Genomic DNA, 21877 nt, shown 5'->3' on the forward strand with positions numbered 1-21877 from the left:
TTAATTTCAAAAACGCATCGATTGAGAATAATTGTAGTTGAAGCTAGATATTTTTTTTAGATTAAAACACAATATTACAAATTACAGCAAATAAAAATGGTTATGATTCGTAATAGAATATCTCTATCATGAATCATAACCAAAATTTATCTGTACTATATCAGCGTTTTAAAAAAGCAGAAAATACAATGAAGAGGTGTGCAAGAATTTTATTTAAAAAATAAAGACACCAATTATTTTTTCAATTCTGTAAAGTAATCAAATATTACAGGAACATTTTCAGCACCCATATCAGCAGCAACAGCAGCTTGAAGGTTAGCAGAAGTAGCTTCGGCAATTTGAGAAGTTGTACCAAGGTCGTTCATCATTTGAACAAAATAGCCTAAGTCTTTATTAGCGTTAGCAATAGAAAATCCTAAATCACTTACGTTATCGACAGCATAGTTTTTACAAAATTTCATGAAAGGCGAATTTGATGGTCCAGCAGACATGATATCAAACAATTGTTGTCCATCTACACCGGAAAGTTTCGCTGCTGCGAAAGCCTGTGACATAGCAACTACAGTTGTCATTCCCATAAAGTTATTTATCAGTTTGGTTGTATGTCCCGCACCTAAAGGTCCTAAATGGAATACGTTTTCACCTTGTACGTCAAGAACTGGTTTTACTTTATCAAAAGTTTCTTTGTCTCCACCTGCCATGATGTTAAGCAAACCGTCTTTGGCATGAGCTGGTGTACGACCAAGCGGAGCGTCAATCATTCCAACTCCTTTTTCGGCAAGATCTTTACCTATTTTGCGTGTAGAAGCTGGAATCGAAGTTCCAAAATCGACCAAAACAGCACCCTCTTTGATTCCTGCAATAATCCCCTCTTCGCCATAAACAACTTTTTCTACAACTGCAGAAGTCGTTAAGGCAAGCATTACGATATCGCTCTTTTCAGCTAATTCTTTTGGTGATGTTGCCGCAGTAGCATTACCACGAGCTATAACAGTTGCAACAGCATCCTTATTAAGGTCCATTACTATTAGTTCGAAACCTCTTGTTTGTAAGTTTTCAACCATGTTTGCACCCATAAGACCTAAGCCGATGAATCCGATAGTAGGTTTTTTCATATATAAGTTATTTAAATTCTATTTGTTAGTGCAAAGATATACATCTGTTTGCATTTAACAAAACTCTTCAATCTCGTTATTGTTCCAACTAAGACCTTATTTGTTAAAAAAAATATAAAAGATTTTTAAAACATCGTTCTCAAATATCCGATAGTATTGCATTCTAATTTTGAAGAAAAATATTTATCAAGTTTCCATGTGATTTTCTTTCACAAAGTGATTATGACATACAATATGTAAATAGATATTCGTTTATAATAACAAATTGGGTCGATTGAACTCTCATTGTTTTGGTTGTTTTTTAGTGATAAAGCTTATTATGATCTTCAATTATTCTTCATTCTAAAAACAGTTAACAAAAAAAGCTTTTATGTCTTATTTTGTTTTAAAAAAAAAACATAATCTTTGTTAATCTAAAACTTTTACATGGACTTATTTACCCCAGACTTAGACCCAAACCACAATCTCTTACCCCAAGCCGGCACCGTAAATTATTACGGTTTTCTGTTTTCGCAAGAAGAAGCCAATCATTTTATGTCCGTTTTATTAAGTGAAATAGAGTGGAAGCACGATGAAGCTATAATTATGGGCAAACTGATTGTGACCAAACGTAAAGTAGCTTGGTACGGCGATCAAGAATTTGAATATACTTATTCGAACCGAACGAAAAAAGCAATGCTTTGGACACCCGCTTTACTAGAATTAAAAGCACGAGTAGAGCAAAAAACAGGAGAAAGTTATAATTCATGTTTGCTCAATTTGTACCATTCAGGAGAAGAAGGAATGACATGGCACAGTGATGGTGAAAAGGATTTAAAGAAGAACGGTGCTATTGCATCTTTGAGTTTTGGTGCGACCCGCAAGTTTGCTTTCAAACATAAGGATACCAAAGAGACAGTTTCGATTATATTAGAAAATGGGAGTCTGTTAGTGATGAAAGACGAAACACAAACACACTGGTTGCATCGATTACCACCCACTAAAAAAGTATCGAAACCCAGAATCAATTTGACTTTTAGAACAATTATGAAGTAAGCTAAGGGTTAGACCTTATATCTTTAGAACTTTTATAAAATGAAATAGGGTATTTATCCTAACCCTTAACATATAACATCTTTCACTAATTTTCTTAACAAAAAACATTGAAGTTTAAAGTTTAAACAAATCTTAATTCCTTAATTTTGTATCCACAAATAATATTACACACTATAAATAATATACTATGAGTTCATTTGACGTAGTCATCATTGGTTCTGGACCAGGCGGATATGTATCAGCTATTCGTTGTGCACAGTTAGGATTTAACACAGCTATTATCGAAAAATATTCTGCTTTGGGCGGTACTTGCCTAAATGTGGGATGTATTCCATCAAAAGCATTGTTGGCATCCTCTCATCATTATGCTGAAATTAAGCACTTTGAGGATCACGGAATCGAACTTTCGGGTGAGGTAAAAGTGAATTTAGAGAAAATGATTGCTCGTAAGCAAGCGGTTGTTGATCAAACATCTGGAGGTGTTAAATACCTTATGGACAAAAATAAAATTACGGTTTTTGAAGGTATGGGATCTTTTGTAGACGCTACGCATGTTGCTGTTGCAAAAGCAGACGGTACATCTGAAACAATCGAAGCAAAAAATATAATCATTGCAACGGGTTCAAAACCGTCATCTTTGCCATTTATCACTCTTGACAAAGAAAGAATCATCACTTCGACAGAAGCGTTGAAGTTACCAGAAGTTCCTAAACACCTTATCATCATTGGTGGTGGAGTTATTGGTATCGAGTTAGGGCAAGTATACTTACGTTTAGGAGCGCAAGTTTCTGTAGTGGAGTATATGGACCGTATTATTCCAGGAATGGACAGTTCTTTATCGAAAGAATTGACAAAAGTGTTGAAAAAACAAGGAATGAAATTCTACGTTTCTCACAAAGTGAAATCGGTAGAAAGAGCTGGTGATGCAGTTACTGTTCAAGCAGAAAATGCAAAAGGCGAAACAATCACTCTTGAAGGAGATTACGCTTTGGTTGCTGTAGGGCGTCGTCCTTATACTGACGGATTGAAAGTTGAAAATGCAGGAGTAAAAATGGCTGACAGAGGTCAAGTTGAGGTAAACGATCATTTACAAACTAATATTCCTAATATCTACGCTATCGGTGATGTTGTTCGTGGAGCAATGTTAGCACACAAAGCAGAAGAAGAAGGTACTATGGTTGCTGAGTTGATTGCAGGTCAAAAACCACATATCGACTACAACTTAATCCCAGGTGTTGTGTACACATGGCCAGAAGTTGCAGCTGTAGGACAAACAGAAGAGCAATTGAAAGCTGCTGGAATAGCATACAAATCAGGAAGTTTCCCTTTCAAAGCGTTAGGTCGTGCGAGAGCAAGTGCTGATTTGGACGGATTTGTAAAAATTCTTGCCGATGCAAAAACAGATGAGGTTCTTGGTGTACACATGATTGGTGCAAGAACTGCAGATTTAATTGCCGAAGCAGTTGTTGCAATGGAATACAAAGCATCTGCCGAAGATATTTCAAGAATGTCACATGCACACCCTACGTTTGCAGAAGCAATCAAAGAAGCAGCACTAGCAGCGACAGATAACAGAGCATTACACGTATAGTTTTAGACCATACCAATAAAGTAAAACCGCCAGATTTTAAATTTGGCGGTTTTTTTATGCTCAAAAATAATATTGTAAATCTCGTTATTAATTCTGTAAGACAGTAACTTTATGTTTTTCATACTTTTATAAAAAAATTAAGCATTATGAAAAAGAGACATATAGTTGGTGCACTAGCATTAGTTGGAGTAGGAGTTATTCTTAGTTCATGTTCTAGTAAAAAAACGATTCCAGACAAAGCGAAAGCAGTTCAAGATTTTGATAAAAGTAAGTATTTAGGTAAATGGTACGAAATTGCCCGACTTGATTTTAAATTTGAAGAGGGCTTAAATAATACTACCGCAGAATATTCTTTAATGAAAAGTGGTAAAATCAAGGTCGTAAACAAAGGGTACGATGTGGAGAAGGATAAATGGAAAAAAAGTACAGGAAAAGCCAAGTTTGTAGGCAATGAGAATGTTGCCATGCTTAAGGTTTCTTTCTTCGGACCATTTTATGCAGGGTATAATGTGATTGCAATTGATGAAGATTATAAATATGCGCTAATTGCAGGAGATAGCCTAGATAACTTATGGATATTGTCACGTGAAAAATCAATTCCGTTAGAAATTACTTCAGAGTACATGAAAATTGCAGAGGAAATAGGTTATAATACAGCAGATTTAATTTGGGTACAACACACTAAATAATTGCTTAATATTAATCATAAAAAAACCGACTTCAATTGAAAGTCGGTTTTGCTTTTTGATTAAGATTGCTTTTTCTGAAAGCATTTTTTGTAGACAAACACCCCGCCAGTTGCAAGCAGGAGTAACCACCAAATTTCAAATAAAAATACGATGAGGTTCAATAACATGTACCAGCCTGATTGCAAGGCATCAATCACGCGCATGCCTAGATTGGGTTTGTAGTATTCGTAATCTTTGGTAGTAGCATTCATTTCTTGTTGCACTGTTTCGTTTTGGTACAGTTGTATGGTAAGCGTACTAAAATTAATTTTATCCTCTAAAGCCAAATTTTCTAGTTTAGAGTTGTCTTTTTGGGCTTCTTTATCCGTTAGTGTTGCTTCGGCAGTAGTAATGTCTGTTAGTTTTTTACCTTTTGTGTCAATCGCTTTTTCGATTCTTTTTTCTGTTTTTGCTGCTCTATTTTCGGCTAGAGTGTTCGAAATGGATTGCAAGGAAACGTCATCAGCTTTAATAACACGATAGTCTAGAAATTTGATTTCTTTAGCAATTGATTTTAGTACCGTATCCAACTTTTTGTTGGGTACTCTAATGGTGATATTATTTTCGACATTGTAACGAGTAGTTTCAAGGGTGCTGTCTTGACTTATTTTAGTATCAACTTGTTCAATTATGTTACTTTGTAAATTGGTGTAAATCACAAAACCGTCAAAATGGTTGGTGATGTTTTCAATGGCATAAGTAGATTTTGCTACATTTTTGACTTTAAATTTTAAATCGGCTGTACGAATGAATTTTCGATTGCTCCCTGGTTTTTCTACAGCGGCAGAGGAAGAGATGGTAGAAGCATCAGAAGTGAGAGCAGCAACTTCTTCGTTGGCTTCTCCTTTTTTACAACTACTGAAAAGACTGAAAGTAAAGGCAATAAGCAATGTTATTCCTAATGTTTTTTTCATGGAAATGCGTTTTAAGGGTTCGGATTTTTCTGATTCAAAAGTCATACCACATTTTTTAACTTTCGAATAATAGTATTGTATTCGAATAGGATTCTTTTTAAGTACTAGTTTTTTGTAGGTTCGAATTTGAGAAGCGATTTTTTTTGTTGTAATTTTGAGTTTTAAAGCAAAAATCAATTGAGATTAATAGTAAATAAGCCCCTAAGTGATATAAAATTGTTTAAAAAACAATTGCTAACCTGGTCGCAGCAATTTCGCGAAATCACCTTTTTAGATAGTAATGATTATCCGCAAGAGTATGCTACTTATGACTGTGTATTGGCAGTTGACGCCTTTACTTCACTAAAAACAGATTACCATAATGCTTTTGAAGATTTAAAGCAATACCAACAAACTACACAAGATTGGTTGTTTGGGTATTTGTCGTATGATTTGAAAAATGATACAGAGGATTTAAAGTCCGCTAATTTTGATGGAGTGGATTTTCCTGATTTGTATTTCTATCAACCCAAAAAGCTTTTCTTGATTAAAGGAGATGCAGTCGAGATGCAGTACTTACACTTTTGTGATGATGAACTTGAAGATGACTTTTTAGAAATTACAAATACACCTTTGTGGTCTAGTCTTGATGAGCGGTCGTTGGATATTAAACAGCGAATTTCAAAAGATGACTACCTTAAAAAGGCGAAAGTTTTGCTGGAAAAAATTCATCACGGACAAGTGTACGAGGCTAATTTCTGCATGGAATTTTATGCAGAGAATGTTCAAATAAGTCCGTTGGAGACCTATTTGAAGTTAAACGAAATTTCGAAACCACCTTTTTCTGTTTTCTTCAAAAACCATAAACAGTATTTGCTTTCTGCTTCGCCTGAACGCTACTTAAAAAAGGTGGGGGAACAGATAATTTCGCAACCCATCAAAGGTACAGCAAAGCGCTTTGAAGATCCTGAAGAAGACGAACGCTCGAAAGCAGAATTGGCATCCAACCCAAAAGAGCGAGCAGAAAACATCATGATCACCGACTTGGTGCGGAATGATTTATCGCATACTGCACAGCGTGGCTCAGTACAAGTGAAGGCTTTATGCGAAATAAAAACCTTTTTGCAAGTACACCAAATGATTTCAACCGTTACTTCAATTATAGATAGTAAACATTCTGTAATAGATGTGATTAGAAATAGTTTTCCAATGGGAAGCATGACAGGAGCGCCCAAGATTTCGGCTATGAATATAATCGAAGAGTTGGAAGAAACCAAAAGAGGTTTATACAGTGGTGCAGTAGGCTACTTTAGTCCCACAGGTGATTTTGATTTTAATGTTGTAATCCGAAGCATCTTGTACAATCAAGAAAAGGAATATGTTTCTTTTTCGGTTGGGAGTGCTATCACGGCGATGTCAATTGCCGAAAATGAATACGAAGAATGTTTGCTAAAAGCCAAAGCAATGCGACAGGTTTTGGAGTGAAAAACGTGCTGTAATCTTATTAATTTGGTTTTGACGAATGTCAGTCTGAGCTTGTCGAAGGCTTATTATATTGTTGATTAACGTGCCGAGCGCTTCGACAAGCTCAGCGAGACAAAGTTTTAAATTGAAATTAGAGTAGGTAGAATTTTGATTTATTTTCATCGTCTGTCAGTCTGAGCCTGTCGAAGACTTTTTGTATAATTGATTGTTGTAACGAGCGTTTCGACAAGCTCAGCGAGACAAAGTTTTAAATTGAAATTAGAGTAGGTAGAATGTTAATTTATTTTCATCGTGTGTCAGTCTGAGCTTGTCGAAGACTTTTTATATTGCTGATTAAGGTGCCGAGCGCTTCGACAAGCTCAGCGAGACAAAGTTTTAAATTGAAATTTGAATAGGAAGAATGTCTATTTATTTTTATCGTCTGTCAGTCTGAGCCTGTCGAAGACTTTTTGTATTGTTGATTCACGTGCCGAGCGCTTCGACAAGCTCAGAGAGACAAAGTTTTAATTGAAATTTGAATAGGTAGAAAGTTAATCTAATTTCATCGTATGTCCGTCTGAGCCTGTCGAAGACTTTTCGTATTGCTGGTTAACGTGCCGAGCGCTTCGACAAGCTCAGCGAGACAAAGTTTTGAATTGAAAGTAAAGTAGATACAACGTTAATGTATTTTCATCGTCTGTCCGTCTGAGCCTGTCGAAGACTTATTGTATTGATGATTCACGTGCCGAGCGCTTCGACAAGCTCAGCGAGACAAAGTTTTAAATTGAAAGTAAAGTGGGTAAGATGTTAATCTATTTTCATCGTCTGCCAATCTGAGCTTGTCGAAGACTTTTTTAGTTTAGTGTTTTAACGAGCGCTTCGACAAGCTCAGTGAGACAAAGTTTTAATTGAAATTTGAATAGGAAGAATGTCTATTTATTTTCATCGTATGTCAGTCTGAGCTTGTCGAAGACTTTTTATAGTGCTGATTAACGTGCCGATCGCTTCGACAAGCTCAGCGAGACAAAGTTTTAATTGAAATTTGAATAGGAAGAATGTCTATTTATTTTCATCGTGTGTCAGTCTGAGCTTGTCGAAGACTTTTTATATTGCTGATTAAGGTGCCGAGCGCTTCGACAAGCTCAGCGAGACAAAGTTTTAAATTGAAATTTGAAAAGGAAGAATGTCTTTTTTTTTCATCGTATGTAAGTCTGAGCTTGTCGAAGACTTTTTATATTTCTGATTCACGTGCCGAGCACTTCGACAAGCTCAGCGAGACAAAGTTTTAAATTGAAATTTGAATAGATAGAATGTCTATTTATTTTTATCGTCTGTCCGTCTGAGCTGGTCGAAGACTAAATAATATAAATGAAAAGGCAAATCAAGATTAATAGAGTTTTAAACTAAATATTTAGTACTTAAAAAATAAATCAAAATGATAGAACGTTTTAAAAAGCAGTTGCAAGCAAGGTTTTCGTTTTTAGAAAATAAAAAACTATTGTTGGCTACAAGCGGCGGACTGGACAGTATGGTGATGGTCGATTTATTTCGAAAGGCTAAATTCGAAATTGCAATTGCGCATTGCAATTTTCAACTTCGTGGTTTGGAGAGTTTTGGAGATCAAAATTTCGTACAAGAATATGCCGAGGAACATGCGATTCCGTTTTTTTTGACACAATTTGATACAACTGCTTTTGCAAATGATTACAAACTTTCGACTCAAGTGGCTGCTCGCGAGTTGCGTTACAACTGGTTTTATGAAGTGTTACAAGAAGAAGGCTATGATTATATCCTCACCGCGCACCATGCAGATGACAATATCGAAACTTTCCTTATTAATTTATCCAGAGGTACAGGTTTAGATGGGTTTACCGGTATTCCTGAGCAAAACGGCGAAATCGTGCGTCCTATGTTGTCTTTAACTCGTCAAGATATTTTGGAATATGCGCAAAATGAAGGCTTGCAGTGGCGTGAAGACAGTAGTAATGCCTCAGATAAATATGTTCGAAATAAGATTCGCCACCATTTGGTACCGCTTTTAAAATCGCTTAATCCGCAGTTTATGGAAGCGTTTCAAAAAACACAGTCGTATTTGCAAGACGCCTCCGAAATGGTAGAAGATGCTTCAACGATGGTGTATCAACAAGTTGTTCGTCAGGATGATGAAGTGTTTTATATCGATTTAAAGCAGTTGTTGAAATTACCAAATTACAAAGCGTACTTATATCAGTGGCTGAAAGATTTTGGTTTTACTTCTTGGGACGATATTTATGAATTGGTAGATAGCTTGTCAGGAAAACAAATTTACTCGTCTGATTTTCGGTTGATCAAAGATAGAGAGCAGTTAATTTTGAGTCCAATTGTTAAGGAGGATGCTAACCTTTCATTTTTGGTACACAAAGAGGAGCAAGACGTTAATCTTCCCTTAAAACTGACCTTGAAAGAGGTGGATTCGATTACAGATCCTTCAAATACGAGTATATTTGTGGACGCTGAAAAGTTGGTTTTTCCGTTGGTTTTAAAAAAATGGATCGAAGGTGATGATTTTCAACCCTTAGGTATGGGCGGAAAGTCAAAAAAGCTGAGTAAATTTTTTAAAGACGAAAAAATGTCTTTACTCGAAAAAGAAGCTACTTGGGTGCTCTGGTCTGGAGATACAGTCGTTTGGATTGTAGGCAAAAGGGCAGATGAGCGTTTTAAAGTACGCAAACAAACATTAAAATTATTAAATATTCAATTGGTATAATGAAGAAGATATACTTTTTATTACTGACTATTTTGGCTTTTGCCAATGTAAATGCACAAATTTTAGATCCTGCTAAATGGAAATCGTCCCTCGAGAAAAAATCAGATGACAGTTATGTTCTGACTTTTACCGCGGTGATCGAAAAAGACTGGCACCTATACTCGCAGTTTACACCAGATGGTGGACCGCTACCTTTGGAATTGGAATTTAAAAATCAAAAAGGCAATTATACCTTAGTTGGGAAAGCGAAAGAAAGTAAAACACGTACGGCTTTCAACGATATTTTTGAAGTCAATGAAACATTTTTTGAAGGGAAGGCGCAAATACAGCAAGAAATTAAAATCGTAAACGCAAAATTAGCGACGATTGATGCTGTTTTAAACTATCAAGTGTGTAAAGACGTATGCATCAATCAGGAGAAAAAGTTTAGTTTTTCTATTCCTGGCAGTACTTTAAATGGTAGCAGTACGATTGAAAAACCAGTGCTAGACGCTGTGAGTGCAGATACGCTTGCGCCAAGCTTAGGTGAGGCTAATGTAATGGAATCGAACATTCAAGAGTCGGTAACCAAAAGCATTGCGATTAATGATAAAGAAGAGAAAAAAGGACTTTGGTCTATATTCTTCATCGCTTTTATATCTGGTTTTGCTGCTTTGTTAACGCCCTGTGTTTTCCCGTTGATTCCTATGACGGTTAGTTTTTTTACCAAACAAAGTAAAACAAGAGCGGCCGGAATTCGAAATGCCATTTTTTACGGAATCTCAATCATTGTGATTTATGTTGTTTTGGGATTGGTGGTAACAACCATTTTTGGAGCAGGAGCGTTGAATGCCTTGTCAACCAATGTATGGTTTAATATTATTTTCTTTGTATTATTGGTTTTCTTTGCAGTGTCCTTTTTGGGTGCTTTTGAGATTGTTTTACCCAATTCATGGGCAAACAAAGTAGATTCGCAAGCTGATCGTGGCGGAATTATTGGGATTTTATTCATGGCTTTGGCTTTGGCTATTGTTTCGTTCTCTTGTACGGGCCCAATCGTGGGAACCTTGTTGGTGGAAGCAGCTTCCAAGGGCGGGATCGCTCCTGTAATTGGTATGTTTGGGTTTTCGTTAGCAATGGCTTTGCCTTTTATGTTTTTTGCTTTGTTTCCTGGATTCTTGCAATCGCTTCCAAAATCAGGTGGTTGGTTGAATACCGTAAAAGTATTTTTAGGATTTTTAGAATTGGCTTTAGCCTTTAAATTTTTATCGAATGCTGATTTGGTTTTACAATTGCATTTATTGGAAAGAGAAGTGTTTCTAGCAATTTGGATCGCCATTTTTGGAGTGTTGGCACTTTATCTATTTGGTAAAATTTCAATGCCACACGATAGTCCAATGACTCATATTTCGGTAGGAAGAGCGATGATGGGAATATTGATTCTGACCTTTACCATTTATTTAATTCCGGGATTATGGGGAGCACCTTTAAAATTGACCAGTGCTTTTATTCCGCCATTGGAATACAGTGAAAGTCCACATGGAGTTGGAGGTTCAGGAACAGCCAATGGAATTGCAGCGCCTGATGGTGCAAAAATTGGTGTTCATGGCTTGACAATTTTTGAAGATTATGACAAAGGATTGGCTTATGCCAAAACAGTAAACAAACCAATTTTACTTGATTTCACTGGCCATGCTTGTGTGAATTGTAGAAAAATGGAAAACAATGTATGGTCTGACCCCAAAGTGTTATCTATTTTGAAAGATAAGGTAGTTTTGATTTCGCTTTACGTGGATGAACAAATAAAATTACCAAAAAGCGAGCAAACCATTTCAAAAACGACAGGTAACGAAATAGAAACAGTAGGAGAGAAGTGGACCGATTTTATGATTTCACGCTACAAAACCAACACGCAACCCTTATATGTTTTGACAGACTTAGAAGGGAACAGTCTGAATACGGCACAACCAACCATAAGTTATGTTGGGATTGATGTTTATGAAAATTGGCTTAACATTGGAATAGCTGGATTTTAAGCAATTGCAAAAAATAAAATATATAGAAAAACCTCGTTTTATGGATGTAAAATGAGGTTTTTTGTTTTACTGAAAGACTAGTTTTTTGATTTATAACAAACACAAGTACAATATAGTTCAATCTAATTTTTGTCTCATCAAGCGCAGTCGAGATGCAATAGTGGTTCTCGACTGCGCTCGAACTGACAATAGGTCTGTTTTATAAATAGTATTGGTATTATTCCTCTTTTACTGTCGATGTCTCTGAATTGGGTGAGGGGTAGAAGCTAGCTACCAAAGTAGCGCGGATGACCCGACGGCATTATAGAAAGGAGCTTTGTAGGCGCAAACTACGGTAAGCTCCTTTTTTTAATGGCGGCACCCCCAAATAGTAACGCAAAAAAAAAACACTCTAAAGACGAATCTTTAGAGTGTTTGATTATAATGTGACTAGGTGTTAAAGGTATTCTCCGTGTTGAGAGATGTCTAATCCTAATTCTTCTTTTTCTTCTGTTACACGTAGCGGTGTGATTTTGTTCACGATAAAGAACAAGGCATACGATCCTAAGAATGCAAAGATAGATACCATGATCATGGCTGTTAATTGTGTTATGAATAGGGTAGAGTCTCCAAAGATCAAACCTTCGTTGTCGCCTACTGCTGGGTTAATTTTGTTTGAAGCAAAAACTCCAGTTAACAACATACCAACCATTCCACCTACACCGTGACAAGCAAAAACGTCTAGAGCGTCATCAATTCTTCCTTTTGGAAATTTACTTACCATATAGTTACTTACCAAACTACTGAAGATACCAATGAAGATTGCATGAGGAATGCTCACAAATCCTGCTGCTGGTGTAATTGCTACCAGTCCAACAACGGTACCGATACAAGCACCCATTGCAGATACTTTGTGTCCTAATATTTTGTCAATAAAGATCCAAGCCATACCTGCGGCTGCGGCTGCAACTGTAGTTGTTCCTAAGGCTTGTACTGCCAATGTGTTGGCTCCTAATGAAGATCCTGCGTTGAAACCAAACCAACCGAACCATAATAAACCAGTTCCTAATAATACATAAGTGATACGAGCTGGGTTTACTTTTTGGATTTTTCTTTTTCCTAAAAAGATTGCTCCTGCAAGTGCTGCCCATCCTGCGCTCATGTGAACTACTGTTCCACCTGCAAAGTCAAGTACTCCCATTTTGAAGAAGAAACCGTCTGCATGCCAAGTCATGTGGCATAATGGTGTATAGATGAATAAGATAAATAAAACCATGAATAACATGTATGCCCAAAAACGAACACGCTCTGCAAATGCCCCTGTAATTAACGCCGGAGTGATAATGGCAAACTTGGCTTGAAACAAAGCAAACAATAGGAACGGAATGGTTCCCCATGCTGTGTGTATGTCTACGCCTTGGAACATGAAAAACTCTGTTGGGTCACCAATAAAACCACCGTAACTTGTACCGAATGACAAACTAAATCCAATTACTACCCATAAAATTGTAACAATAATCATGGCCATGAAACTTTGTAACATGGTACTGATTACATTTTTTTTACCAACCATACCACCGTAGAAGAAACCTAAACCGGGTGTCATGATTAAAACTAATGCCGTGGCAACGATCATCCAAGCAGTGTCTCCTGTGTCGTACTTTGCAGCTTCGGCAGGAATGTTTGCTGGTGATAAAAAGAATGAAGAAAAGAATGTTAATGCAGATAAGGCAATAAGAATGATGCCCAGAATAATTTTTCTCATAGGATTAATAAAATTTAGTATTTGTTGATTTTTTATGCAAATCTAAATAATTATTAAGCATGCCTATTAAAAGGAGGGGGGTCTAATTTATATTTTTGTTAATTTTATAATGAGACCCCCTAAATTTTAGTCAATTGTTTGAAATAGTATCATAATTTTAGAATTCAGCAAAAAGACTGTTAAATTAGTAGTGTAATTCTTTCTAAATTAATGAATTTAAAGCATTTGACAACGAAAACGGTGTCGTAAACTTCAGAAAACGATAGAATTATCATTTTTTAAGGCTTTTTTGAATAAATCATTACAGTTTGCTGTGCAACTATTCAATAGTTTTCTCCACATAATCCGAATTCAATAAATAAAGTGCGCCCATGTACTGAATTTTGAAGCTTACTAAATCGCCGATTTTGTAGTTGGTATCTGAATTTGATATGTCGATAACTAGCATGTCTGAGCTTGCGTCTACAATGGTAATTTTTTCGTCGTCTGCCTGCAGGTATTGCGGTTGCATGTCGAGTAATCCGATGTCAAGTATGGCTCGTAAAGAAGTACTGCTAAAATCGACATCATCAGCTACTGTAAAAGCATGTCCGGCTACGTTTTCGCCTAGTTCGCCAGTTGGGGTATCTGGCTTCTCGGTGATTTCGATAATTTCGGCAAAAAGTTTGAACACGTCACTATGCATGCCTTCCATGGTTTGACCGGTAAATAAATCTTTTCCGAAAAAGAGCGCTTCGCCTATTCGAAAATGATTAACAGCCATTGGTCGTGCGTTTTTCAATATTAAAGGCACAGCAACAGAAGTTCCGCCGGAAACCCAAGGAATACTAATATCAAATTTGGCTTCTATTAATTGTTTGTATAAGCTTAACTGAATCAATTTGTCTTGCGTAGGCATTACACCGCTCAAGCAATTCAGGTTGGTACCGATTCCTCTTATTTCGATATTGGGTAATTTTAAAATATCGCCGTAAAACTGTACTAATTCTTCACCCATAACGCCCTCACGTAAATCACCCATTTCGATCATGATAATGATTTTATGAATTTTGTTTTGGCGTTGTGCTTCTTCAGACAGGAGCTGAATCGTGTATTTCTCGGTATTAAAACTCACATCGGCATAGCGTACAATGCGCTCGATACTGCGTTTTGCAGGCGGCTTAATGTATACGGTTTGAATGTTGGGATTGAGTTTTTTGATTTTCTTCAAATTACTCACGCGCGAGTCGTGCATTTCGGTCACACCCAAGGCGATAATTTCTTGGATATAAATGGTGTTGCCACACAATAATTTGGTCACCACGCCCCAATCGATGTTGCGAGAGCTGAAGATGTTGTCCAGGAAAGCATAGTTTTCTTGGAGTTTTTTGCGGTATAATTTTATAAAAGCCATTTTTATTGCTTTGTTTTTCTTGGGATAGTTTTGGATATTCGAGTCAGTAGCTCGTAGTTCAATTGATTGCTCAAATCACTAAATGAGGCTACAGAAACGGCTGTATCACCTTGTTTTCCTATTAATATTACTTCGTCTTCTTTTTTTACTGGTCCTACATCTGTGATGTCTACCGTCATCATGTTCATGTTTACAGATCCTACCACCACGCAGCGCGTACCATTAATGATCACACGGCCTTGATTGCTTAAGGAACGGCTGTATCCATGCGAATAACCGATGGGAACAACTGCAATGATCATTTTTCTTTCGGCCAAAAAACTGGTTCCGTAGCCTATGAATTCGCCAGCTTGGACGGTTTTGATGTTCATAATTTTACTTTTCCAACTGATTACGCGCTGTAAAGGGTCAATTTTGCTTTTTTTCGAATTTAAATAATTGACAAATACTTCGGGACTGGGCCACAAACCAAATTGCATAATCCCGATACGAACCAAATCCATTCTAGTCTCTGGGAACATCATTGATGCCGCAGAACAAGCAGAATGTTTGATTTCGGGTTTCAAGTCATTGGCGCACATGTATTGGTAGGCTTCATCAAATCGTTTGATTTGCTTATCAATGCGGTAATAGTTTGCAATGCTTTCTGCGCCTGCATAGTGTGTGCATAATCCTTTTAGAACCAAATGTCCGCCTTCTTTCTTCAATATAGAAACTACGCTTGGTAATTCTTTTTTGTCAAAACCCGTGCGGTTCATACCAGTTTCTATTTCGATATGAATTTTAGCTTTTATATTGCTACTTTTTGCCACTTTAATGGCTTTGTTCAGTCGGTTTTTATCGAAAACAAAAAACTCAATGTTATGATTCACTACCCATTCCATATCTTCGTCAGATACGAGTCCAAGTACCATAACAGTCACCTTGTCTTGTAATGTGTTGTAAACGATTTTGGCTTCTTCGACATCAAAAACAGAGAAGTGTGTGATGCCACAATCGTTTGCCATTTGCACAAATTCCGATAAGCCATGACCGTACGCATTCCCTTTGACCACAGAGGAAAGGATGGTTTTTTTATCGAATGTTTTTCGCAAAAAGGCAATATTATTTTTCAGAGCCTCTCGGCTTAGTTCAATAGTTGAATTAGTGTGCATTGGTAATTTGTTTGGCAATTTGGTAAAATATACCGACACCGGTACTTATAATATCATCCGGAAAATCATAATCTGGATTGTGTAGGGCAGGAGTTAGTTCTCCAGATCCCAATCCGAACATGGCGCCCGAGTAGAGTTTCGTGAAAATTCCGAAATCTTCGCCCCAAGTGAATGGGAATTCTTTTTCGGCCAAATCAAAACCATTCACTTGTGCCGATTGACGCACATGGTCAACGGCTTCGGTATTGTTTTCGTTGGCGTGAAAGCTTTGCGTCCAGCTGATTTTGATTTCCAACTGATATTTTTTGGCAATTGCAATTGCGGTATCTTCAAGCTGGGTTTCAATGATTTTCATTTGGTCGTTGCTGTCAGATCGGACCGTGAAATGTGTCTGACCACTTCCTGCGGAAACCCCGTAAGCTTTCGAACCCATTTTGGAATAAATTGGCGTGATCAAGCAAAAGTTGTCTTTGGTAATATCCGTTTGCATTTGCCCTAAAAACGAAGCTGTGATCTCGGCCAAAGCCAATGCAGGGTTGATTCCTTTCTCTGGTTCTCCTGCGTGCGAAGTTTTACCTTCAAGTTTGATGATTATGCTGTTTACGGCACAAGTAAACGTTCCGTTTTTAACCAAAATTTGATTTTTGGGATAGCTAGGTAAATTGTGCAGTGCAAAGATAAAATTGGGAGCCAAGGCTTGAAACCTTGAATCGGGCGCAATTTTCACAGCACCTTGACCGTCTTCTTCAGCGGGTTGAAAAAGTAAAACGACTTTCCCTGTTTCAGGTCTCACAGCGTGCAGTTGCATCGCGAGTCCGCACAAGATCGTCATGTGTCCGTCATGCCCACATTTATGTGACACGCCCTCGTATATAGACTGGTGTTCAAAGTTGTTAATTTCTTGAATAGGCAAAGCATCCAACTCGGCTCTAAACACCACCGTTTTCCCTGGCTTGCTTCCGTTATAGATGGCAAGGATTCCTGTTTCTCCAACCTCAGTAATGAGTTCATCAGGTGGGTATTTTTCGAGAAAAGAACAAATTCTATTTGCTGTATTGTGTTCTTTAAGTGCTAGTTTAGGATGTTTATGTAAATCTTTGCGTAAAGCAATAAGCTCCGATATATTTAGATTTGAATTCTCCATTTGGTACTGTTTTAAGCGCTAGTTTTTTAATGAAATAAACGCTGTAATTGATTTTTCTATTCTAAATAAAACAAAACTAGATAACCATTTTTCAGGAAAATTTCCCTTCTACCTTTCCTCTGTATTTAAGGGGATTTGCGGTTTTACGGATTGATTCAATGTTTTTTTTTTCGAATAAAAGCATGCTATTTAATCAAACGCATCTCTAGGTATTTGTTTGTGAACCCTAGTTTCTCATATAATTTTTTGGCAGGATTATTAGGTTCCACGTGCAAGGCAATATCGCCATCAGTGCTGTCAATTGCTTTTTGCATCAGTTGTTTTCCGTATCCTTTGCCACGCTGGCTATTGTCAACTGCAATGTAAACCAAGATATTTTCGGGGATAAAGCCATTCATTCCCGTTTTGTTCAAGATGGTGATTCCAACGATCTTTCCTTGGTCCATTCCAACCACGATTGATCCTCCTTTGTCAGGATTCATGGCGTAGGCAATACATTTTAAGATATCATCCACTTTATCGCCATATTCTTCAAGGTGAGTGAACAAAAAGTTGGCAATGATTGTATCGGTAATCGTAGTATCGGCTCCTGTGGCGCTATTGATGATTTTAAATTCCATGTTGTAATTTTATTTTATTAGAATGATAAATTGATAGTATGACAAACACAAGCAAAGACACTGTAATCCCGTAGGCGTTGGCGTCTAGGTGTTGTGGTAATTGTATTCCTAAAGGTAGTTGATTTTTGGTCAATATTAAAAAAATTGTCGTAGTTCCTCCCGATAGCATGCTCCAAAAAGCGGCAATAGGATGACTCTTTTTCCAGAATAGCGCTCCAATCACGGGGACAAACAAACCAGAAACCATAAAAGCGTAGGAGTAGAGCATGAGTTCGAGTACATTTTGCATTTGCGAAGCCAGTAAAATGGCAAAAACACCCACAATCAAAGTAACGATCTGCGACAGTTGTAATTCCTTTTTATGTGTCATTTCTTTTTTCGAAAATTTTGCAAGGATATCGGTCACTATATTTCCAGATGCCGCCATCAAGCAACTGTCTGCGGTAGAAAGTATGGCAGAGAAATAGGAGGAAAGCATCAATCCCATTAATCCGATAGGTAGGATGGTAGCAAGTAAAATAGGTAATCCCATCTCGCTATCCATTCCGTTGGCGTCAGTAATTCCGGCAAACATACCTTGGTTGGCGGCTACTTTTGCCAACAGTCCAAGACTCACACCCATAAAAGCCATGATCGGCCATTCAAAAACACCAGCAATAAGCCATGCTTTTTTGGCTTCTTTCTCGCCTTTGCTCGCATAGATGCGTTGGTACAATGTCATTCCCACAAACCAAATCGGAATAATAGTAATCGCCCAATTAAAAATTTGGTAACCTGTTATATTCGTTAAAGAGAGGTATTCTGGAGCAAGTGAACTTTTGATCGCATCGTAACCACCCACTGCATGGTACGCCATCGGAATCCCGATGAAAACCAAACCCAAAATCAGGATGGTCCATTGAATAGTATCGGTATAGATCACAGCTTTTAGACCTCCAATAGCGGTGTAGATAACGGCAATTAACCCCATGACAATCAGAGCGGTTTGCAAATTTAAACCTTCGATAGTGGCTGAGGCTAGTTTGGCTCCCGCGAGTACCTGCGAACTCGTAAAACCAATATATCCAATAGCAGAAATGATTCCTGCCAACAAGGCTACTCTGGCCGAATAATAATGTTCAAACAACTGCGGAAACGTAAAAAATTTATGTTTGTGACCCAGTTCGCTCACTTTCGGAATCAAGAAAACGGCACTCAACCAAGCACCAAGCAATCCTGTAAAAAGCATCCAAGAGCCCGACAATCCCATCGTGAAACCCAGTCCACCAAGACCAATCGAGAAACCACCACCTACATCTGTAGCCACGACCGATAGCCCAATGTGCCAACTGCTCATATTGCGTCCGCTGACGTAAAAATCTTCTGCAGTTTTGTTTTTCTTAAAAAAATAATAACCTACGCCAAGCATCGCAAGCATGTATACGACAAAGATTATATAATCTAGTACGTGCATTTTTCGGTATTTTTGATTATTTATAAGCCTGTACTCGAAATTCTTCCGAAGGCAATGAGTGCAGTCAACTACACATTATGAAGGCGTTTCAGTTTGATTTCGTTGCATTGAAATCGTAGAATGGTAAAACTGAATTATTGCATTAAATTCAGCTTTTAGCCCTGAAAACCGTTTAATTTCTGGCAAAGGTACGTTTTTTTATCCAAAAACCGCTCAAAACGCAATAGGTAAGTCTTAGGGCTGAATTAAGAATCGACCTATTTTTGACCTTGTTTGTATTCGAATAGATTATTTTTCGAAACCCATAAAAGCAGTTTATTTAGTTTTCGAATGACAATCCGTTTTCCATTTCTAACCCCTTCATTTGCAAAGTACAACCCTTAAAATTTTTATAAGAAAATTGCAGGTTATTATAATGTAAAATGTCTATTTTTAGAAAAAATATCTGCTATGCTCGTTAAAGTTTTTGGAAGTGCCGTTTTTGGTGTCGAAGCGACCACCATCACCGTAGAAGTTAATATCGACAAAGGAATCGGCTACCACTTAGTAGGTTTGCCAGACAACGCCATCAAAGAGAGCAGTTACCGCATTGCCGCCGCACTCAAAAACAACGGCTACAATTTGCCGGGCAAAAAAATAACCATCAACATGGCGCCTGCCGATTTGCGCAAAGAAGGATCTGCTTATGATTTGACCTTGGCAATCGGAATCCTAGCAGCCTCAGATCAAATCAAATCCGACGAAGTCAACAAATACATCATCATGGGGGAGTTGTCCCTTGACGGAAGCCTGCAACCCATCAAAGGTGCCTTACCGATAGCGATCAAAGCCAAAGAAGAAGGTTTTAAAGGCTTTTTTCTACCCATGCAAAACGTCAAAGAAGCCGCCATCGTAGCAGGTCTCGACGTATACGGAATCGAAAATGTGCTCCAAGTCATCGATTTTTTCGAAGGTAAAGGTACCCTAGAACCCACCACCATAGACACCAGAGCCGAATTTTACAAAGACCTTGATTTTCCAGAATTTGATTTCAGTGATGTCAAAGGCCAAGAGTCCATTAAGCGCTGTATGGAAATCGCGGCTGCAGGTGGTCACAACATCATTCTGATTGGTCCTCCAGGTGCTGGAAAAACCATGTTGGCCAAGCGATTGCCAAGTATTTTACCACCCATGACGTTGAGAGAAGCATTAGAAACCACCAAAATCCATTCGGTAGCGGGGAAACTTAAGGAAGCCGGATTGATGAACCAGCGCCCTTTCCGCAGTCCGCATCACACGATCTCGAATGTAGCTTTGGTCGGTGGCGGGAGTTACCCACAACCGGGCGAAATCTCCATGGCGCACAACGGCGTTTTGTTCCTAGACGAGTTACCCGAGTTCAAGCGTGACGTGCTCGAGGTCATGCGTCAGCCGCTCGAGGACCGCGAAGTAACCATTTCGAGAGCCAAATTTACCGTGACCTATCCGTCGTCGTTTATGTTGGTAGCGAGTATGAACCCGAGTCCAAGTGGGTTTTTTAACGATCCCGATGCACCGCAAACCTCCTCGCCACACGAAATGCAACGCTACATGAGCAAAATATCAGGACCCTTGTTGGACCGAATCGACATTCATATCGAAGTCACGCCTGTGCCTTTTGAGAAACTGTCAGACGATCGCAAAGCCGAAGCCAGCGTCGATATCCGTAAGCGCGTTACAGCAGCACGCGAGTTTCAGTCCCTTCGTTTTGCCGAAATGGAAAACGTGCACTACAACGCCCAAATGAACACCAAATTAATTCGCGAGTACTGCGCCCTAGACGATCCTTCCAAGCAATTGCTCAAAACCGCCATGGAACGCCTCAACCTTTCTGCACGTGCCTACGACCGAATCCTAAAAGTGGCCCGCACCATCGCCGATCTCGAAGCATCACCAAAAGTCGAATCCATGCACATATCCGAAGCCATTCAGTACCGAAGCTTAGACCGCGACGGTTGGTTGGGGTAGAGGAGTGTTGTGGTTTGGACTGCCGATAGCTCTCAGCACGCTGAAAAAATTACGGCAGAAATAGTATAATGAGTTAATCTAACGGAAAATCATTTGGGCGTGCCCCGCTGAAAAAAGCGGGTCGTAGTCCCGACGCTTCGGGATGCTACAATCTTTTTATGGGGCAGAAAAAGCCCCGTAAAAAGGATTTTCGCTGCTATCACTCACGCAAAATATCGTTAAGTTGAGTGTATTTTGTGTCATTTCGACAAAGGAGAAATCACATAGCATAAGCAACTAGTGCGATTCCTCCTTCGTCGGAATGACAAAACTGGATGTTTTTAGCCTTAACTTAAAAACATTGCACTCGCATGACAGTTGGATAATGAGGGGATTTTATAAGTTATTCAATTTTAGATAGTACAAAAGAATCAAACCACAAATTGCACAAATTCCCACAGATTAATTTGCGGAAATTTGTGCAATTTGCGGTTAAAGTTAGAAGGGATTAACTTTTTGAATTTAGAAGATTGAATTTAAACTGTTGAATCTACTGTTACAATTCTATTATTTATTTTGAAATTTGGAGATAATTCTTCATCGCTTTATTGTAAATTTTTTGGTCAAGCGAGGTAAGCGCTTCTTTTACATTCCAACCCAAAATCATTTCTTCGTCTTTTGGGTCGATTTCTTGCCCTTCTAATTTTCGAGACAAAATATCACTCAACAATATTTCATCTGAAGAGTAATAATTTGGATAGTATTGCTCTATGAATGACCAGTTTATTTGGTTTGGGGTTTTTTGAGTGGTCATAGT

16 protein-coding genes are annotated in these 21877 nt (G+C 38.1%); 7 read left to right on the top strand and 9 right to left on the bottom strand.

Annotated features, from left to right (window positions below; all coding sequences use genetic code 11):
* Window positions 1-233 precede the first annotated feature (233 nt).
* Window positions 234-1115 (bottom strand): NAD(P)-dependent oxidoreductase, encoded by an 882-nt coding sequence (locus FFWV33_RS12775; protein WP_108741265.1) that lies wholly within the window; start codon window positions 1113-1115, stop codon window positions 234-236.
* A 426-nt stretch (window positions 1116-1541) separates the two neighbouring features.
* Between FFWV33_RS12775 and FFWV33_RS12780 the strand changes: the two genes are divergently transcribed.
* The 3 genes from FFWV33_RS12780 (at window position 1542) to FFWV33_RS12790 (ending at window position 4430) form a co-directional block, all read left to right on the top strand.
* The gene (locus FFWV33_RS12780) at window positions 1542-2150 is read left to right on the top strand and encodes an alpha-ketoglutarate-dependent dioxygenase AlkB family protein (RefSeq protein ID WP_108741266.1); all 609 of its coding nucleotides are present in this window, start codon (window positions 1542-1544) and stop codon (window positions 2148-2150) included.
* Between the two features lie 187 nt (window positions 2151-2337).
* Window positions 2338-3741, top strand: coding sequence for a dihydrolipoyl dehydrogenase (lpdA, locus tag FFWV33_RS12785; protein ID WP_108741267.1), 1404 nt, complete (start codon window positions 2338-2340; stop codon window positions 3739-3741).
* Between the two features lie 146 nt (window positions 3742-3887).
* Window positions 3888-4430, top strand: a complete 543-nt coding sequence (locus FFWV33_RS12790; RefSeq protein WP_108741268.1) for a lipocalin family protein — start codon at window positions 3888-3890, stop codon at window positions 4428-4430.
* Window positions 4431-4489: 59 nt separating this feature from the next.
* Here FFWV33_RS12790 and FFWV33_RS12795 read toward each other — a convergent pair whose 3' ends face one another.
* Window positions 4490-5383, bottom strand: coding sequence for a DUF4349 domain-containing protein (locus tag FFWV33_RS12795; protein ID WP_108742545.1), 894 nt, complete (start codon window positions 5381-5383; stop codon window positions 4490-4492).
* A 177-nt stretch (window positions 5384-5560) separates the two neighbouring features.
* Here FFWV33_RS12795 and FFWV33_RS12800 point away from each other — a divergent pair, with 177 nt between their 5' ends.
* From FFWV33_RS12800 to FFWV33_RS12810, 3 genes are all read left to right on the top strand, one after another.
* Window positions 5561-6847 (top strand): anthranilate synthase component I family protein, encoded by a 1287-nt coding sequence (locus tag FFWV33_RS12800; protein ID WP_108741269.1) that lies wholly within the window; start codon window positions 5561-5563, stop codon window positions 6845-6847.
* A gap of 1414 nt (window positions 6848-8261) precedes the next feature.
* Window positions 8262-9572, top strand: coding sequence for a tRNA lysidine(34) synthetase TilS (tilS, locus tag FFWV33_RS12805; protein ID WP_108741270.1), 1311 nt, complete (start codon window positions 8262-8264; stop codon window positions 9570-9572).
* Window positions 9572-11587, top strand: a complete 2016-nt coding sequence (locus FFWV33_RS12810) for a protein-disulfide reductase DsbD family protein (RefSeq protein WP_108741271.1) — start codon at window positions 9572-9574, stop codon at window positions 11585-11587. The genes tilS and FFWV33_RS12810 overlap by 1 nt, the downstream gene beginning before the upstream one ends.
* Before the next feature lie 436 nt (window positions 11588-12023).
* Here FFWV33_RS12810 and FFWV33_RS12815 read toward each other — a convergent pair whose 3' ends face one another.
* The 6 genes from FFWV33_RS12815 to FFWV33_RS12840 all read right to left on the bottom strand — a co-directional run bounded on the left by FFWV33_RS12815 (window position 12024) and on the right by FFWV33_RS12840 (window position 19095).
* Window positions 12024-13331 carry an ammonium transporter gene (locus tag FFWV33_RS12815; RefSeq protein ID WP_108741272.1) on the bottom strand — a complete coding sequence of 436 codons (1308 nt, stop codon included), beginning with the start codon at window positions 13329-13331 and terminating at the stop codon, window positions 12024-12026.
* Window positions 13332-13650: 319 nt separating this feature from the next.
* Window positions 13651-14724: an alanine/ornithine racemase family PLP-dependent enzyme gene (locus FFWV33_RS12820; RefSeq protein WP_108741273.1), complete on the bottom strand. Its 1074-nt coding sequence runs from the start codon at window positions 14722-14724 to the stop codon at window positions 13651-13653.
* A 2-nt stretch (window positions 14725-14726) separates the two neighbouring features.
* On the bottom strand, window positions 14727-15878 hold the full coding sequence (gene alr, locus FFWV33_RS12825; protein WP_108741274.1) for an alanine racemase: 1152 nt from the start codon (window positions 15876-15878) through the stop codon (window positions 14727-14729).
* Window positions 15868-17022, bottom strand: a complete 1155-nt coding sequence (locus FFWV33_RS12830) for an amidohydrolase (protein ID WP_108741275.1) — start codon at window positions 17020-17022, stop codon at window positions 15868-15870. The genes alr and FFWV33_RS12830 overlap by 11 nt, the downstream gene beginning before the upstream one ends.
* A 185-nt stretch (window positions 17023-17207) precedes the next feature.
* Window positions 17208-17642, bottom strand: a complete 435-nt coding sequence (locus FFWV33_RS12835) for a GNAT family N-acetyltransferase (protein ID WP_108741276.1) — start codon at window positions 17640-17642, stop codon at window positions 17208-17210.
* Entirely contained in the window at window positions 17632-19095 is a 1464-nt protein-coding gene (locus FFWV33_RS12840; protein WP_108741277.1) for a sodium:solute symporter family protein, read from the bottom strand. Before FFWV33_RS12840 ends, FFWV33_RS12835 begins: the two co-directional genes overlap by 11 nt.
* A 450-nt stretch (window positions 19096-19545) precedes the next feature.
* On the opposite strand from FFWV33_RS12840, the gene FFWV33_RS12845 reads away from it, so the two are divergent.
* Window positions 19546-21081, top strand: coding sequence for a YifB family Mg chelatase-like AAA ATPase (locus FFWV33_RS12845; RefSeq protein WP_108741278.1), 1536 nt, complete (start codon window positions 19546-19548; stop codon window positions 21079-21081).
* 550 nt (window positions 21082-21631) lie between these two features.
* On the opposite strand, the gene FFWV33_RS12850 is transcribed toward FFWV33_RS12845, so the two are convergent.
* Window positions 21632-21874, bottom strand: a complete 243-nt coding sequence (locus FFWV33_RS12850) for a hypothetical protein (protein WP_108741279.1) — start codon at window positions 21872-21874, stop codon at window positions 21632-21634.
* Between the last annotated feature and the right edge of the window lie 3 nt (window positions 21875-21877).

It is taken from the genome of Flavobacterium faecale (assembly GCF_003076455.1).
In the GTDB taxonomy this organism is placed as follows: Bacteria; Bacteroidota; Bacteroidia; order Flavobacteriales; family Flavobacteriaceae; genus Flavobacterium; species Flavobacterium faecale.